The organism is Nocardia cerradoensis NBRC 101014 (assembly GCF_000308535.1).
GTDB lineage: Bacteria > Actinomycetota > Actinomycetes > Mycobacteriales > Mycobacteriaceae > Nocardia > Nocardia cerradoensis.
Genome location: NZ_BAFW01000117.1, coordinates 1 through 16,023, shown reverse-complemented (window position 1 = coordinate 16,023; position 16,023 = coordinate 1). Strand labels below are relative to the sequence as shown.

The window sequence follows — 16,023 nt, the reverse complement described above, 5'->3', positions numbered from 1 at the left end:
CAGCATCAGGACGGCGACGATTCCACCGATGCCCCAGCGCAATTGAATGCCGCGTTCGTCGGGGCCGGTGAATATCGCGCGGCGGACGGTGCGCACGGCGGTAACGATCGACGAGGGTGTGATTACCGGTGACACAGCGTGATCCTCTGTCCGGCGATCAGGACCGCCAGCGGTGCGGGCGCCGCCGCGATGCCGTGGGAACAGGTCATAGTCGCGTCGGGTCCGGTCGGGGGAACGGTCGTCGCCATGGTCTGGATCAATCCGGGCAGCCGTCCCAGCACGTCGGCGGCCTGGCGCGGGCCGGGAAGGACCCGATGCAGGAGTGCGTCCAGGTCGCGGTTCTTCTCGCCGGTGACGCCCAGGACGTCCAGCAGCTCCAGTAGCGGGCGCAACATCGGTGGAATTTCCATCGCGAATTGCACCAGGCCGGGCAATTTGTCGGTGATGGTGACGAACAGTTCGGTCAGATTCGTCATCAATTGCATGGCGTTTCCGGACTTTCCGGCCATGTGCGCGGAAACCTGGGCGAGATTGTTCACCAGGATCGACAGCACCTGTGCGCGGTCCGACGCGTACCGGCTCAGCGTGTCGATGGCGTCGAGCGCCGGCCCGATGCCGTTGCCGTCGCCCTGAACGACGGCGAGCATACTGCTCGCGAACCGGTTCAGATCGTCGGGTGACAGCTGCGCCAGCACCGGTTGCAACCCGTTGAACAAGGTGGTGATGTCGAAGGCCGGAATCGTATGCGCCGTATCGAAACCCGACGCCGAGGTGCGGCGGGCGCCGGGCTGATCCGGCTGCCGGATCTCCAGGTACCGGAAGCCGGTGAGGTTCTGATACCGCACGGCCACAAGGGTTTCGGTGTAGAGCGGATGGCCCTGTGTCACCGTGAAGCGCACGCGCGCCAGCGCCCCGTCCAGGTCGACGCTGCGTACCTTCCCGACCTGCACCCCGTAGAGCCGGACATCGTCGCCGGTTCGTAGTCCGTTCGCATCGGTGAACACCGCGGTATAGGTGTCGGTGTCACCGTCGACGGGCCGCTCGATCAGCCGGAACACTCCGGCGAGCACGACGGCCATGGCCAGGACGGACAGGGCGACGCGAATCCCCAACGCACGTGTCGACACTCAGTGACCTCCCGCGCCGGGCTGGTGGGACAGCAGCGCCGCCAGCGGCACCGCCAAACCCGGAACGGTGGTCAGGTCGACGTGCGCGTTCAGCACCGGCCCCGCCGGTGAGTCGTGGAAGCCGGCGCCGAGACGGTCGAGCAGCTCACGCAATTCGCCCTTCGATCGCTGCGGGTCGGAGACCGAACCGGCGATCTGGTCGAGCATCGTGACAGCGATCGGCAGCAGGCCCCCGGTATTGCGCTGCGCGGTGTAGAGGGTGTCCGTCGCCACCGGGAGCATCTCGTTCTGAACGCGGTTGAACATCTCCGAGAAGCGATCGACGTTCTCCTTCGTCGCGAGCTGCTGGTTCGTCAGATCCGCGTGCAACAGTTCGGCCGCGCCGGCGAGCAGTGCCGGAACACCGTGCAGCGCCGAGCCGAATTGGGCGAACACCAGTGACGCGGGCAGTTGCCGGGTTTCGGTGTACGAGCGCGCGGTCGTGCCGATGGCCTGCAGCAGCGGGGTGAAGGCGCCGATGTCGTGCGAGGTCGTGCGCAGCACCTCGGTGAGTTTCGGGGTCAGCACGTCGTCGGTGAGCCGGCCCGTGGATTCCAGCAGCGCGGCGAGGGTGGCATCGCGCACCCGGTCCGCGTCGCGATCGCTGAGGTCCACGGTCGATCCGTCCCGCAACCGGGTGCCGCCGGTGATCGGATTCAGTTGCAGCGCGGTGATTCCGAAGAGATTGCCGGGCGCGTAGTCGACGGTCAGCGCGTCGGTCAGGCCGAACAGCTGCGACCGGCGCAGAGCCAATTCCACGCGCTGGCGGCCGGCTCCGGCCATGGCGACGGCGGTGACCGACCCGACCCGCACACCGTCGAGCCGGACATCGGTTCCGGGGCCGACGCCCTCGCCGACCTGTGCGGTGACGAGGTCGACGCGAAGTTCGTCGGCCGGTCGGCTGTCGGGCAGTAGCCGCCAGCCGACGATGATCACCGCGGCGAGGGCGACCGCCCCGATGCCGAGGATCCGGGCGCGGCGGGGCCCGACCTCGGTGCCGGGCAGGGCATAAGGAGGCATGGGGTCATCCGGTGAACGTGATGGGGGACTGGAATCCCCAGAGGACGATGGTGGTGAGCATGTCGAGCGCGATGATCGAGACGAGGCTGGCCCGGATCGCACGCCCCGAGCCGATGCCGACGCCCTCCGGGCCGCCGGTCGCGAAAAAGCCTTGGTAGCAATGGATCAGGACGACGGCGACCGCGAAGACCATCACCTTGATCGTCGCGGCGATGACATCCCAGCCCAGCACGAACTGATCGAAATAGTGGTTGTAGGTGCCGGCCGGTGTGCCGTGGATGGTGGTGACGATCAGCGCGCAGGACAGGTAGGTGAGAATCAGGGCGACCACGAAAGCCGGTGCGACAGCGATGATTCCGGCGATGACACGGGTGGTCACCACGAACGGCACCGACCGCACGCCCAGTGATTCGAGCGCGTCGATCTCCTCGGAGATGCGCATCGAGCCGATCTCTGCGGTCATCCGGCAGCCGGCTTGCGCCGCGAAGCCGACACCCGCTGCGATCGGCGCCAATTCCCGGGTCACCCCGAAGGCGGAGATCAGGCCGCTGAGCTGGCCCAGCGAGAGCAGGTTGAGCGCGCTGAACGCCTCGATGCCGATGGAGGCGCCCATCGCCGCCCCGAGCAGCAGCATCAGCGGAACCACCCCACCGCCGATGATCACAGAACCGCGGCCCCACGTCATATCGGTGATCACCACGACCGTCTGGCGCCGGTAGTGCCGCAGCGTGTACGGCAGCGACGACACCACCTGCCAGCCGAATCCGAGCACGAAGCCGATCGATTCGAACGGCCGCAGCGAATGGGCGCGACGCCCCAGGCGATGCACCCACCGCAGGCCCGCGGGCGCGTACGGGGTCGCGGTCATCAGGCCATCCTCACCGGGAAGAACATGGTGACCACCTGCGTGATCGCGGTGTTGAGCACGGTGACCGCGGCGATCGACATGACCACGGCCGCGTTCACGCCGTCGGCCACACCGCGCGGGCCGCCCCCGGCTTCGAGCCCGCGCTGGCAGGCGATGATCACGACCAGGAAGCCGAAGATCAGCGCCTTGATCAGCGACACCCAGATATCGAGGGTGGTGGTGAAGGCGCCGAAGGACTGCCAGTAACTGCCGGGCGTCACGCCGAGCGCGGCGACCGCGACGGCGAATCCGGAGGCGATACCGACCGTGATGATCAGGATGTTGAGCAGGGGAGCGACCAGCATCATCGCCGCGATGCGCGGGACGACCAGGCGCTGCACCGGATCGATACCCATGACCCGCATGGCGTCGACCTCTTCGCGCACGGTCCGCGCGCCCAGATCGGAGGCGATGGCCGCCGAACCGGCGCCGCCGAGCATCATCGCGGCCGCCATCGGCGCGCCCTGTTTGATCACCCCCAGCCCGCCGGCCGCGCCGATCATCGAATCCGCGCCGAGTTGCGACACGATATTGCCGACCTGGGTGGATACGATGACGCCGAACGGAATCGCCATCAGCACACTGGGAATCGCGGTGACCTTGATCAGAAACCATGCCTGCGTGAGGGTTTCGCGCGTCTGAAAGCGCAGCCGCACCGCATCGCCGAGGCCTACCCCGATCGCGTGGGAGCCCATCTGCAGCGCCCTGCCGAGTGTGGCGAGACTCGACAGCACCGTGTCGGAGAAGTTCCGGCGCAATACCCGCGTCGCCCTGGGTTCCCGTCCCCCGAGGTGTACATCCAGATCAGTGGTCGACATCGAACCTCCGTCCGCCGAACCATGCGGCAGAACGTACCATATGATCTGGACCACATTCCAGACACCAATCCAGATAGGTGCTCTGATCTGTGGGCAGGGGTCGGGCGATCCGTCGGAAAGCGGTAAACCGCGTGCTGTCCAGGCGGTTTCAGTGCAGGGGCACCCAGCCCGGCCACTGCCGCGGGCCTTCGTCGCCGCGGATGCAGGCCAGCCGCCATCGCGCCTGGTCGCGGTGAACCGGGTCCGCGACGGCGGCGCGGACGGCGTCCATCGTCATCCGGAACTCGAGGATGTCGCGCAGTAGGAAGAATCCCGGCCACCGCATGACGTCCAGACGGTAGGTGTTGCAGAATCGGGCGTACTGCGCGCTGGTGATCCAGCCCAATGAGGCGTAGGCGATCGCGGTCGGCACCAGATCCCATTCCGGCGGGCCGATCGAGAGGTTCTCCAGATTCAGCATCAGCACGTCGTCGTCGACGGTGGCGGCGAAATCGCGGCCCCATGCCTCGCCGTGGATGACGCACCACTGCATCCCGTTCGGCAGATCCGCCCATCGCCCGCGTAATTCGGTGAGATGGTCGTGCAGCCAGCGCCGGTCCTGTCCGGTGAACAGTTCGGCGGTGTCGATCAATTGGGCGATTCCGCGAAACGGCTGCAGCTGGCCGAGGGTGAACGTCGTCGGCGGCGCCAGGCTGTGCAGTCGGAGCAGCGCGGCGGCCATATCGTCGACGGCGCCGTGGTGGTACAGCGGCGGAACCTGCCAGAAGGTCACGGTCCGGCCCTGGATTTCGAGCGGTTGGCGCACGTCGGGCGGGGTTCGCAGCGCGGCGATGCCGGATGCGGTGAGCCAGTGGGCGGCCTCGATCTCCCGGCGCGCCTCCGGGCGATGATCCGGGTGGCTGATGCGCACCACGACTCCGCTGGGCAACCGGTACCCGGTGCCGGCGCCGAACCGCACCTCCTGTGCGCCCCCCGCTTCCATGCCGGCGCTCAAACATGCGGCGCGTAGAACCGACAGATTCCCGTTTCCAGCCAGCTGTGCGGTCATGCGCATACCCGAGTTCCTGCCGAATCCCTCATCCTTGCCCTCATTGTGATCGATCGGCGGACCGTCCGACCCGGTTTCGGGCAATCTTCTGGTTACCGATTGCTGAGGTCGAGATCACGTTCGCCCGGTCGGAGACTGCCTCACATCCCTGTTAGGGTTCTAACCGGAGATTCACTCCGCTTCCGTCTCGTGGGGAGGAAACCACCCGTGGCGCGCGTCAAATCCCGCCCGCACTACAACGTCGTCTTCGCGGTGCTGCTGCTCGGCATCTCGGCGTACGCATTGCTGCAGTCGATGGTCGTGCCGGTACTGGCCTTGCTGATTCCGGCCCTGCACACCACACAGAGCACCGCGACCTGGCTGATGACCGGATATCTGCTCTCGGCCTCGGTGGCGACGCCGATTCTCGGGCGGATCGGCGACAAGGTCGGCAAGGAACGCATGCTCGTCGTCACCCTGGTCGCGCTGACGATCGGCTCGCTGCTCGCGGCGCTGACCGAATCGGTCGGCGTGATGATCGTGGCGCGGGTGATCCAGGGCCTGGGCGGAGGCGTGATTCCGTTGGCGTTCGGCATCATTCGTGACGAATTCCCGGCGAAGAAGTTGCACGGCGCGGTGGGGATCGCCTCCTCGCTCATCGCCGTCGGGTCCGGGCTGGGCCTGGTGCTCGCGGGCCCGATCGTCGAGCATCTGAACTACCACTGGCTGTTCTGGGTGCCGATGATCATCACCGCGATCGCCGCGGTGGCCGCGATCGTGTTCGTACCGGAGTCGCCGGTGCGCAGTCCGGGCAATATCAACTGGGGCGCGGCGATTCTGCTGTCGGCCTGGCTGGTGGCGCTGCTGCTGGCGGTGAGCAAGGGCCCGTCGTGGGGCTGGGGCTCGGCGCTGACCCTGGGCCTGTTCGCGCTGGCCGTGGTGGCGGCGGCCGCCTGGATCGTGGTGGAGCTGAAATCGACCACACCGCTGATCGATATGCGCACGATGCGGATTCCGGCGGTGTGGACGACCAATCTGGTGGCCGTGCTGACCGGCGCCGGCATGTACGCGATGATGACCTTCCTGCCGCAGCTGCTGCAGACACCGAAATCGGTGGCGGGATACGGGCTGAGCGCCAGCATCACCCAATCCGGCCTGTACATGCTGCCGCTGTCGGTGGCGATGTTCGTGATCGGCCTGTCCATCGGACCGCTGGCGGCGCGGATCGGGCCCAAGGCGATCGTGCTGATCGGCAGCGTCATCACCGTTCCGGCGTTCGTGATGCTGGCGGTCGGACACGACCACGGCTGGGAGATCTACCTGGCCGGTGCGCTGCTGGGTATCGGTATCGGACTGGCCTTCTCGTCGATGCCGGCCATCATCGTCGCCGCGGTGCCGCCCGCCCAGACCGGTGCGGCCACCGGGATGAACGCCAACGTCCGCACCGTCGGCGGCGCGATCGGCAGCGCGGTCTCGGCGGTGCTGCTGACCTCGGGCGCCGCCACCGCGCACGGTCTGCCCGCGGATTCCGGGTATTCCCGGGTCTTCTGGTTCCTGGCCGGTGTGTCCGTCCTCGCCGCGCTGGCGGCCCTGATCATTCCGTCGGTGCGCGCGCACGCGCCGCAGGCCGCCGCGGAGGAACCGGGACTTGCGGAGCAGCCGGAGCTCTCGGAGCCGGAACTCGTTGCCGCGCACGACGGTCATGCGGTGGTCGCGGGAATCGCCGGTGTGTCGGCGCCGCAGGCGGTGGATATGGCGGGCGACGACCGCGCGATCGGCGGCAGTATCCGGCGGGAGAACGGCGGGCCGGTGCCGGATGTGGCCTTGACGCTGATCGACCAACGCGGACACCAGGTTTCGCGGGCCACGGGCGAATCCGACGGTAGCTACCGTCTCCCCGCCCCGGCGCCCGGCAGTTATGTGCTGATCGCGTCCGCCGCCGCGCATCGCCCGGTCGCCGTCACCGTCGTCGTCGGTGCGGTGGCCCAGACCGTGGATTTGACGTTGCCGAGTTCCGGTGAACTCACCGGCACCGTCCGCCGCGCGCGCGATGGGAAACCCGTTGCGGGAGCGACGGTTACCCTCACCGATCCGCGCGGGGAGGTGATCGGGGCGGCGGTCACCGGCGGCGACGGCGGCTACCGCTGCGGCGGTGTCGCGTCGGGCACCCACACCCTCGTCGTGGTCGCCGACCGGATGCACCCCACCGCCGTCACCCTCACCATCCCCGACAGCGGACTGCTGCACCACGACGTCGACCTGGAACCGATGGCGACCCTGGCCGGAGCCGTGGAGGCACACGGCAAGGCGGTCGCCAACGCGGAGGTGACCGTCCTGGACGCGAGCGGTGACCGGATCTCCACCGCACGCACCGACGGCAACGGCCGCTACGTGGTCTCCGACCTGCCGGCCGGTCACTACACCGTGGTGGCGCGCGGATATCCCTCGGTGAGCAGTACCGTCACCGTCGGCGCGGGCCGGATCACCCACGATGTGGAGCTCACCTACGACGAGTCGGCATCCGTCGGACGAGGTTGCCGGTGAGCCCGCCCGAGATGCCGGCGCGCGGACCGTCGACGACAGAGGTCATCGGGATGAGCGGAGGGATGGCCCGGAACGGGCCGGGGCGGTTTCCGCCGTTCAGCCCAGCACCACGAACAGCACCACGATGACGATCAGAACGATGACCATGGTGACCACCAGCAGGATCGGGCTCTTGCGGTTGGTCACCGGCGAGTCGCTCAGCGAGACGTCCTCGCGCTCGGGATTCGCGGGCCGGCTCTGGTCGTCGAACCGTTCGGACATCGAGCACCTCCGGGTCTGCTGGTCGCTGCGTAATACCCGGGCAGTGCGTCGGCAAACTCGCCGCTAGTCGCGACTCTTCGCCTCCGGGATGCGGGTGTGCACGGTGAGCAGCAGGTGGTCGAAGGCGGTGATGGTTTCCGGCGCGGGCGGCGCGACGAAAGGAAGTTCCTCGATGATCTGGGCCGCGAGGTCGCGCAGCTTGGTGTTGGTTTCCTGCGAGCGCCACGCCAGCACCTTGAAGGCCTGGTCGGCGTTGATGCGATACATGCGCATCAGCACACCCTTGGCCTGTTCGATCACCGCGCGATTCTCGATCATGTCGGGCAGCGTCGCCGACAGGGTTTCGCGTTCGTTCTCGGCGAGGGTGTCGGTGAGGTCGATGTAGAAGCCCGCGGTGGCGGCGACCTGTCCGGCGTCGTCGTAGATCCGGTCGGCGACGACCATCACGTTGTGCACGTTGCCCGCGGTATCGACGAACCGGTGCCGGCTGGAGAACGATTCGCCCAGTTCGATCGCGCGGGCGATGGTCTTGGCGACCTCCTCGCGGTCGTCCGGATGTTTGTGCGCGAGCAGCAGTTCCGTGGTCGGGACGACGCCGCCGGGGGCGTAGCCGTGCATGCGGTACACCTCCTCCGACCATTCCCAGCGACGGGTGGCGAACCAGAACCGGAACGACCCCACCTGCGGCCTCCGGTCGGCCGAGCTGGTCTCGGGTGTCGCGTGGTCGCGAACGGGGTCGGTTCTATGCACAAGCATCATTATGTTCATCCGGTCGGCGCGCTGCCGTGGTTCGGACGCACAGTGGACTGAACCGTTCGTTTTTCGTCCTGAGGGTGCCCATGTACCGGCATATGCGCCGGTCCGGCGCTCAGCCGGCGAGCACCGCGGCCGGGGAGCGGCCGTAGTGGCGGCGGTAGAGCGCGGCGAAGCGACCGGGGTGGCCGAAACCCCACGCGGCGGCGATCGTGGCGACGCTGTCGCCGTCGTCGGCACTGCCCGTGATCAGATCTTCGTGGGCGCCGCGCAGCCGCAGGCGCTTCAGGTACGCGGTCGGGGTCGTGTCCAGGTGCCGACGGAAGGCGAGTTGCAGCGCCCGCACGGTGACATACGCCGCCGCGGCGATGTCGGTCACCGCGATGTCCTCGTGGATGTGGGATTCCATATAGGCCACCGCGCGCCGCACGGTCAGCGGATGCGCGTCCCGGCGATCGACCGGGGTCGGCTCGAAGCCGGCCGTGTTCGGAAACGCGTGCAGTACGGTCGCGGCCAGATATTGCGACGCCGTGGCCGCCACCAGCGGCGGCACGTCACCGTCGTAGGAGGCGGCGAGCTGCTGCATATGCGAGATGACGGTGGTGAGCCGATCGCCCGCCTCCGGGGTCACGGTGCGATGGCCGGAGAGGGCCACCTCTCCGGTATCGGGCCGGTTCGCCGAGGCGACCCGGCTCAACAGCGCGGGGTCGAACATCGTGATCGTGTAGCGGGCCTGGTGGATGACGCCGGAGTACGGCAGCTCCGGCGGCGTCAGGACTCCGATCTCGCCCGGCCCGAAGGTATCGGTGCCCGCGTCGATGTAATTCTCCTCGACCCATCCGGACTCGACCCCGCACAGGCAGATCTTGTTCAACGGATCGGCGTCGTAGCTCATGTCGAATCCGAGGTCGAGCCGGTCGAGACTCACCCCGCCCAGCGTGTCGCGCGCGATCCGGCTGCGGACCGGGCCGTCGGTGGCGTTGCCGATCTCCATGGTCGTGTAGTTCCGATTCAGGAACTCCTCGGTGGCAGCCAAGCTCTCGCTGTCGAACTCTACTGTCATCGGTCGGTGATCCTCCGCTGTGCCACTGCCACTGCTCCGGGCACGGTCGCCTGGGCCAGGCCGCGCCGTGCGGACTACGAAGCCTACTTGTCCATAGTGTTGCGGCGGCGCGCGTCGTGTCATCCGGTGGTGACATGTTTCTCGAGGCGGTAACGAATGCGCGCCGGAAACGATCAGAGGAGGGACGCCAGCGGGCTGCGGTGCAGGTCACGAAGCAGGTGCGCGACGTCGTCGCAGACGAACGCCGCGCCGTCGGCCGCCAATTCGCCGCGGGAGATACCACCGCTCAGGACACCGATCGCCGCCACGCCGAGCTTGGTGCAGGCGCGCATGTCCCAGACCGTATCGCCGACGAACACCGCTCGCTGCGCCGTGACACCGGCCCGGTCCAGGGCCACCTGGACGATGGTCGGATCGGGTTTGGCCGTCTCCACGTCTTCGGCGCCGGTCACCGCGTACAACACCGACTCGCTGTCGAGCAGATCGCGCAGCCGGGCCAATTCGTCCGGCGGCGCCGACGTGGCGAGGACGACGCGCAGGCCCGCCTCGTGCAGATGGCGCAGGATCTCGCGGGCGCCGGGCAGCAGGGTCAGTTCGCCGGCGCGCTCGAGGTAGTAGCGGCTGTGCAGGTCGCTGGCGGTGTCGGCGGTCTCGCTGTCGAGGTCGGGAGCGAGGGTGCGCAGCAGTTCGTCGCCGTCCATGCCGATGCTGCGGTGGATCCGCCAGGTCGGCACCTCGGCGTCGACCTCGCGAAAGGCTCGATGCCACGTCACGGCATGCAGATAGTTGGAGTCGACGAGCGTGCCGTCGATGTCGAAGAGGACTGCTGCGGGTTCGGGCACGGCATCTCCTTCTCTCCTGAACCAGCCTGCGTGACGAGCCATTCGAGAGCAGATGCCACTGTACCCAGCGCGATGCCGCCGCGGCGGCGGACGTCCCTACCGGAGTCGTGCGGCGGTCACAAGACCACTGTCGCCGTCACCGGTTGCTCACCACCGGCGCGGGCTCGGAGGGCGCACGGTCCCGGTCTTCGAAAAGGACTGTCGCGGAGCAGGTTTCGTGACCCGACGCGGTGTCCTTCGGTTCGCGCCGCAACCAGCGCGGCGCCCACCAGCAGGCATCGCCGAGCAGGCGCATCGTCGCCGGAACCAGCAGCACCCGCAGAATCGTCGCGTCGATGAGCAGAGCGGCGACCATGCCGAACGCGATGTATTGCATCATCACCAGATCCGACAGCGCGAAGGCGCCGGTGACGACCAGCAGGATCAGGGCGGCGGCGGTGATGATGCGCCCGGTGTGGGCGACGCCGGCGCGAATCGCCTCGCGGGTGGACGCGCCCGCGGCCCGGGCCTCGACCATGCGCGAAAGCAGGAATATCTCGTAGTCGGTGGACAGCCCGTAGATCACCGACACGATCACCACCAGCACCAGCGACATGATCGGCTGCGGGGTGAAGCCGAGCGGCCCGGCGCCGTGCCCGTCGATGAAGATCCAGGTCAGGATTCCGACCGTGGACCCGAGCCCGAGCAGATTCAACGCGCCCGCCTTCAACGGCAGCACCAGTGAGCGGAAACTCCACGCCATGAGGGCGGTGGTCGCGAGGAAGACGAGGGCGACCACCAGCGGTATCCGGTCGACGAGTGCGTCGATGCTGTCCTTCTCGATGGCGGGCTGACCGCCGACGAGCAGGGTGGCGCCCTTCGGCAGTGGCATCGAGCGCAGGTAGTCGATCGCCGCATCCTTGTCGGCGGTGGCTGCGAGCACCGTTTGCGTGGTGAACACGCTCGACTGCGCGGGCCGCTGCAGCCACGCGGGGAACGGCGCCGCGAGACCCGGGGCGTGGCCGGCCTCGGCCAGCACGGTCTCCTCGGCGGCGGGGTCGTAGGTGATCAGCACCAGATCGATCGGGTTGATGCGGCGCAGCGGGAAGATCTCGTCGAAGTGCTGCTGCGCCAGCCGGGTCGGATGATCCGGTGGCAGGAAGCGCTCGTTGATGGCGCCGAAGGCCAGGTCCCGGATCGGCGCGATCAGCACCAGCAGTCCGATGACCACCGAAACCGCCACGAACAGCGACCTTTTCATGACGCGCTCGGCGATGCGCCCCCAGAGATTGTCCGGAACCCGGCCCGGCGGCGTGGTCCGGCGGAACCAGGACACGCCGAAGCGGTCCACCCGGTGGCCGAGCACCGCCAACATCGCCGGCAGCAAGGTGATCGAGGTGAACGCGGCCAGCGAGATGGTGATGATCGCGCCGTAGGCGAACGAACGCAGAAAGCCTTGCGGGAACACGAGAATTGCGGCGGCGGCCACGGCCACGATGGTGGCGGAGAAGACCACGGTGTGGCCCGCGGTGGCCACGGAACGCCGCACCGCGTCGTCGACGTCGCGGCCGTCGGCGAGTTCGTCGCGGAACCGGCTCAGCACGAACAGCCCGTAATCGATGGCCAAGCCCAGCCCGACCATCGAAACCACCGGCGAGACGAAGGAATTGACCTCGGTGACGGCGGTCAGCAGCCGGATGAGGCCCCAGGCGCCGAGCACGGTGAGCCCGCCGACGATCAACGGCAGCGCCGCGGCCACCACCCCGCCGAAGAGGAAGAACAGCAGCACCGCCACCGCGGGAATCGCGAACAGCTCCATGCGCTGCTGATCGTGGGCCATGGTGTCGTTCAGCGCGCCGGCCACCGCCTGTCCGCCGGCGACCTCCATATCCACGCCGGGGACATCGAAGGCGTGCGCGACGGCTCGGAAGTTGCGCATCTGCTCGGTGGGGTTGTCGCCGTGGATGGCGATGGAGGCGAAGGCGTGCGCACGGTCCGCGGAGCCGAACATATCCGGAAGCGCCACACCCGTTGTGGTGGGCCAATATGCGGCGTTCACCCGATCGATCTGCTGGGGGAACCGGTCCGGCAGACTGTCGAGGCTCGCGACGATCGGCGCGGCGAAGGCCGGATCGTCGATCGTCGTGCCGGGCGGGGCGTGATACAGCACGACCACATCGGCACTGTGATCGCGCCCGAAGATCTCCTGGTGCACGTGCGCGGCTCGCACCGATTCCGAGGACGGATCGTCCCAGCCGCTGGAGCTCAGATGTTCGCCGAGGCCGAGCCCGTACCAGCCGAGGGCGAGCAGTCCGGCCACCAGCACGCCGATCACCGTGAACCGCCGGCGCAGCACGAAATCGGCCCAGTGATTCGATTCGGCGGACACGTGCCGGCTCCCAACTGTTTGCGCGGATCGGTTCGGCTGTCGTTTCGCGGCGCTCGTCGCGAGACCGGCCTGCGGTTTCGGTGGAATTTCCGGAAATCAACCGCCGCGTTGTCGTGGGGACGGCCGACGGCTGCCTCGAGAAAATGAACGTTCGAGGAAAGATAGGACGCTTGACGCGCGAATTCGGCCAGCGTACAGCAATTTTCCGACAGATCATAATCGCGGTGCGGCAGTCTTGTGAACGGTGAGCAAAGCCCGCTGTCGCACCAGGCCGCACCGCCGCGAATTGTACCGAATATCGTTGCGGCCTAACGTTTTCAGAGACCGATCGGTCGGCGTGGAACATTGCGGGACGGCGGCTGGGCGGGTTCACAAAACCGCGTCACGCGGTTGGTTGGAGGGTCCAAAAGTGGAGTGAATCTCTTCCATCCTCGATCACGGTCAATAGCGTGGGCGCCATCGGTCAATGCCCAGGACCGCACAGAGACGAGTGAGTCGCCGAGATCAGCCGGTGGCCTCTGAACGCGAGACCGGAGGATATTCGTGTCGGATATTGCAATTGTGGGTATCGGCTGTCGATTCGCGGGCGGAATCGACTCGCCCGAGACATTCTGGGACTTCGTGGTCGACAAGCGCGACGGCGTGGTCGAGATGCCGGCGGATCGATGGGACTACCGCCGGTACTACGACCCCGAACCCCGTACCCCGGGCCGCAGCTACACCAAACGCGGCGCCTTCATGACCGTCGACCCGTGGCAGTTCGACCCCGACTTCTTCGGGATCTCCCCGCGCGAGGCGACGGTGCTGGACCCGCAGCAACGCCTGATGCTCGAGGTCACGTGGGAGGCGCTCGACGACGCCGGGATGGCCGGGCGCGCGGCCGGTTCCTCGGTCGGTGTGTACGTCGGCGGATTCGTGGTCGACCAGTCCGTGATCGGCGTGGTCGGGCCGGCGCTGTTCCACACCGATATGCACACCCCCGCGAGCGCGTCCTACACGATGCTGTCGAATCGAATCGCCTACGCGCTCGATCTGGTCGGGCCCGCGATCACCGTCGATACCGCCTGCTCGTCGTCGCTGGTCGCGTTCCATCTGGCCTGTCAGGCACTGGACAACGACGACTGCCGGGTGGCCCTGGCGGGCGGCGTGAACGTGATGCTGCAACCGGAAACCTTCGTGCTGATGTGCAAGGGCGGATTCCTCGCCGCCGACGGCCGCTGCAAATCCTTCGACGCCACCGCCGACGGATACGGTCGCGGCGAGGGCGCCGGTATGGTGGTGCTGAAGAAGCTCGACGACGCGGTGCGCGACGGCGACCGCATCTACGCGGTGGTCAAGGCCACCGGCTCGAATCAGGACGGGCGCACCACCGCCATCACGGTGCCGAATGTCGATTCACAGGAGGCGCTGGCCCGCACCGTCTGCGAACGTTCGGGCCTGGCGCCGCAGTCGATCACCTACCTCGAGGCGCACGGCACCGGAACCCTCGTCGGCGACCCGGTCGAATTGCGCGCGCTCGGAAAGGTTTTCGGCGCCTCCACCGGACGTACCGAGTCGGTCGGCGTGGGGTCGGTGAAGGCCACGATCGGCCACACCGAGGCCGCCGCCGGAGTCGCCAGCGTGATCAAGGCCGCGCTCGCCATCAAGCACCGCACCCTGCCGCCGCAGGGCTGGCTGGACAAGCAGAATCCCGACATTCCCTTCGAGGAGCTGGGACTGCACGTGCAGACCGAGGCACAACCGCTGTCCGCCGACGCCGGCCCGATGTCGGTGGCGGTCAACGGTTTCGGCTACGGCGGAACCAACGCGCACGCGATTCTGCAGGAGTACGTCGGTCCCGCACCGGCGGCCGCCGGACCGCACCGGCATCTCGGCATTCTGCCCATCTCGGCTCGCAGCACCGCCGCGGCCCGGGCGCTGGCCGGACGATTCGCCGATCTGATCAGCGCGGGCGCCGACCCCGATCATCTCGCCGAGGCGGCATGGACGCGGATGGCGCACCACGCGTTCCGCACGGGGGTGCTGATCGGTGACTCCACCGAGGAACTGGTGCGAGAGCTGCGCGGCTACGCGGCGGGTGAGGGCCGCGATGCCTCGCGCACCATCGTGTCGCGCGCGCCCGAACCGGTGTTCGTGTTCTCCGGAATGGGGCCCCAGCACTGGCGCATGGGGAGGGAGCTGCTCGCGGCCGGTGGCGTGTTCGCCGAGACCGCGGCCGAGATCGACGCCGAGTTCCGGGCCCTGGCGGGCTGGTCGATCGTCGACGAGTTGCGTAAGCCGGAGGACGAATCCCGGGTCACCCGAACCGAAGTCGCGCAACCGGCCAACTTCCTCGTCCAGGTCGGCCTCGTGCGCGAGCTGGAGCAGTACGGCATCACCCCGGCCGCCATCGTGGGCCACAGTGTGGGCGAGGTGTCGGCGGCGTATGTGAGCGGCATGCTGTCGCTGCGCGACGCCGTGCGGGTGGCCTACCACCGCGCTCGCCTGCAGGCGACCACCGCCGGCACCGGCGGCATGCTCGCGGTGGGACTGCCGAAGGACAAGGCCCTCGAACTGATCGGCGACGATCCGGGTATCGACATCGCGGCGGTCAACAGCCCCAGCGCCGTCACCCTCTCCGGCGCTGTCGAACGGCTGGACCTGCTGGCCGAAAAGCTCACCGAGGAGGGCGTTTTCGCTCGTCGCCTGCGGGTCGAGGTGCCCTACCACAGCCGCCTGATGGAACCGATCGAAGCCGAATTGCGTTCGGTGCTGGCCGATCTCGCGCCGCGGACCCCGACCGTGCCGCTGTATTCGACGGTGACCGGTATGCGGGTCTCCGAGGCCGATTGGGACGCGTCGTACTGGTGGTCGAATGTGCGGCAGCCGGTCCGATTCTTCGACGCCGTCGGCGCCCTGGTCGGCGCGGGTCACCGGATCTTCCTCGAGGTCGGGCCGCATCCGGTGCTCTCGGGCAATATTCGCGAAGCCCTGCTCGGCGCCGATGCGCAGGGGACGACGGTGCCGACGCTGGACCGCGAAGAATCCGACGCCGACAGTCTGCGCCGCACCCTGATCGGCCTGCACGCCGCGGGCGTGCTCGACCGCGATCTGCTGTTCCCGCCCGGTCGCCCGGCCACCCCGCATCTGCCGCTGCCGCGCTACCCGTGGCAACGCACCCGCCTGCATTCCGCACTGCCGCTGTTCGAACAGGCCCGCCTCGGCACGCCCGGCGGCTACGCCATGCTCGGCGATCCCGATGTCGAAGGCCGGCC

General features: G+C 68.1%; 12 protein-coding genes. 2 read left to right on the top strand and 10 right to left on the bottom strand.

Annotated features, from left to right (window positions below):
• Window positions 1–122: 122 nt before the first annotated feature.
• The 5 genes from ON23_RS12485 to ON23_RS12465 form a co-directional block, all read right to left on the bottom strand.
• On the bottom strand, window positions 123–1,127 hold the full coding sequence (locus ON23_RS12485; RefSeq protein ID WP_039778284.1) for an MlaD family protein: 1,005 nt from the start codon (window positions 1,125–1,127) through the stop codon (window positions 123–125).
• The gene (locus ON23_RS12480) at window positions 1,128–2,186 is read right to left on the bottom strand and encodes an MlaD family protein (RefSeq protein ID WP_039778283.1); all 1,059 of its coding nucleotides are present in this window, start codon (window positions 2,184–2,186) and stop codon (window positions 1,128–1,130) included.
• 4 nt (window positions 2,187–2,190) lie between these two features.
• On the bottom strand, window positions 2,191–3,054 hold the full coding sequence (locus ON23_RS12475) for an ABC transporter permease (protein WP_039778282.1): 864 nt from the start codon (window positions 3,052–3,054) through the stop codon (window positions 2,191–2,193).
• Window positions 3,054–3,911: an MlaE family ABC transporter permease gene (locus ON23_RS12470; protein WP_039778281.1), complete on the bottom strand. Its 858-nt coding sequence runs from the start codon at window positions 3,909–3,911 to the stop codon at window positions 3,054–3,056. Before ON23_RS12470 ends, ON23_RS12475 begins: the two co-directional genes overlap by 1 nt.
• A 148-nt stretch (window positions 3,912–4,059) precedes the next feature.
• Entirely contained in the window at window positions 4,060–4,959 is a 900-nt protein-coding gene (locus ON23_RS12465; protein ID WP_039778288.1) for a phosphotransferase family protein, read from the bottom strand.
• 207 nt (window positions 4,960–5,166) lie between these two features.
• Between ON23_RS12465 and ON23_RS39225 the strand changes: the two genes are divergently transcribed.
• Window positions 5,167–7,482, top strand: a complete 2,316-nt coding sequence (locus ON23_RS39225) for an MFS transporter (RefSeq protein ID WP_063821260.1) — start codon at window positions 5,167–5,169, stop codon at window positions 7,480–7,482.
• Window positions 7,483–7,578: 96 nt separating this feature from the next.
• On the opposite strand, the gene ON23_RS37865 is transcribed toward ON23_RS39225, so the two are convergent.
• The 5 genes from ON23_RS37865 to ON23_RS12440 all read right to left on the bottom strand — a co-directional run bounded on the left by ON23_RS37865 (window position 7,579) and on the right by ON23_RS12440 (window position 12,769).
• On the bottom strand, window positions 7,579–7,743 hold the full coding sequence (locus tag ON23_RS37865) for a hypothetical protein (RefSeq protein WP_157163535.1): 165 nt from the start codon (window positions 7,741–7,743) through the stop codon (window positions 7,579–7,581).
• 63 nt (window positions 7,744–7,806) lie between these two features.
• Window positions 7,807–8,502, bottom strand: a complete 696-nt coding sequence (locus ON23_RS12455; RefSeq protein ID WP_051042570.1) for a PAS and ANTAR domain-containing protein — start codon at window positions 8,500–8,502, stop codon at window positions 7,807–7,809.
• 109 nt (window positions 8,503–8,611) lie between these two features.
• Window positions 8,612–9,559, bottom strand: a complete 948-nt coding sequence (locus ON23_RS12450; RefSeq protein ID WP_039778279.1) for a helix-turn-helix transcriptional regulator — start codon at window positions 9,557–9,559, stop codon at window positions 8,612–8,614.
• A gap of 173 nt (window positions 9,560–9,732) precedes the next feature.
• Window positions 9,733–10,401 (bottom strand): HAD family hydrolase, encoded by a 669-nt coding sequence (locus ON23_RS12445; RefSeq protein ID WP_039778278.1) that lies wholly within the window; start codon window positions 10,399–10,401, stop codon window positions 9,733–9,735.
• Between the two features lie 136 nt (window positions 10,402–10,537).
• Complete coding sequence (locus ON23_RS12440; RefSeq protein WP_039778277.1) at window positions 10,538–12,769, bottom strand: MMPL family transporter; 2,232 nt, start codon at window positions 12,767–12,769, stop codon at window positions 10,538–10,540.
• Between the two features lie 543 nt (window positions 12,770–13,312).
• Here ON23_RS12440 and ON23_RS12435 point away from each other — a divergent pair.
• The coding region (locus ON23_RS12435) for a type I polyketide synthase (RefSeq protein ID WP_157170211.1) at window positions 13,313–16,023 on the top strand (2,711 nt) is incomplete at its 3' end.

Excerpts from the sequence above, each read along its gene's own strand:
- ON23_RS12475 (WP_039778282.1), bottom strand. The coding sequence starts at position 3,054 with ATGACCGCGACCCCGTACGCGCCCGCGGGCCTGCGGTGGGTGCATCGC.
- ON23_RS12470 (WP_039778281.1), bottom strand. The coding sequence starts at position 3,911 with ATGTCGACCACTGATCTGGATGTACACCTCGGGGGACGGGAACCCAGG.
- ON23_RS37865 (WP_157163535.1), bottom strand. The coding sequence starts at position 7,743 with ATGTCCGAACGGTTCGACGACCAGAGCCGGCCCGCGAATCCCGAGCGC.
- ON23_RS12450 (WP_039778279.1), bottom strand. The coding sequence starts at position 9,559 with ATGACAGTAGAGTTCGACAGCGAGAGCTTGGCTGCCACCGAGGAGTTC.
- ON23_RS12465 (WP_039778288.1), bottom strand. The coding sequence starts at position 4,959 with ATGACCGCACAGCTGGCTGGAAACGGGAATCTGTCGGTTCTACGCGCC.
- ON23_RS12455 (WP_051042570.1), bottom strand. The coding sequence starts at position 8,502 with ATGATGCTTGTGCATAGAACCGACCCCGTTCGCGACCACGCGACACCC.
- ON23_RS12480 (WP_039778283.1), bottom strand. The coding sequence starts at position 2,186 with ATGCCTCCTTATGCCCTGCCCGGCACCGAGGTCGGGCCCCGCCGCGCC.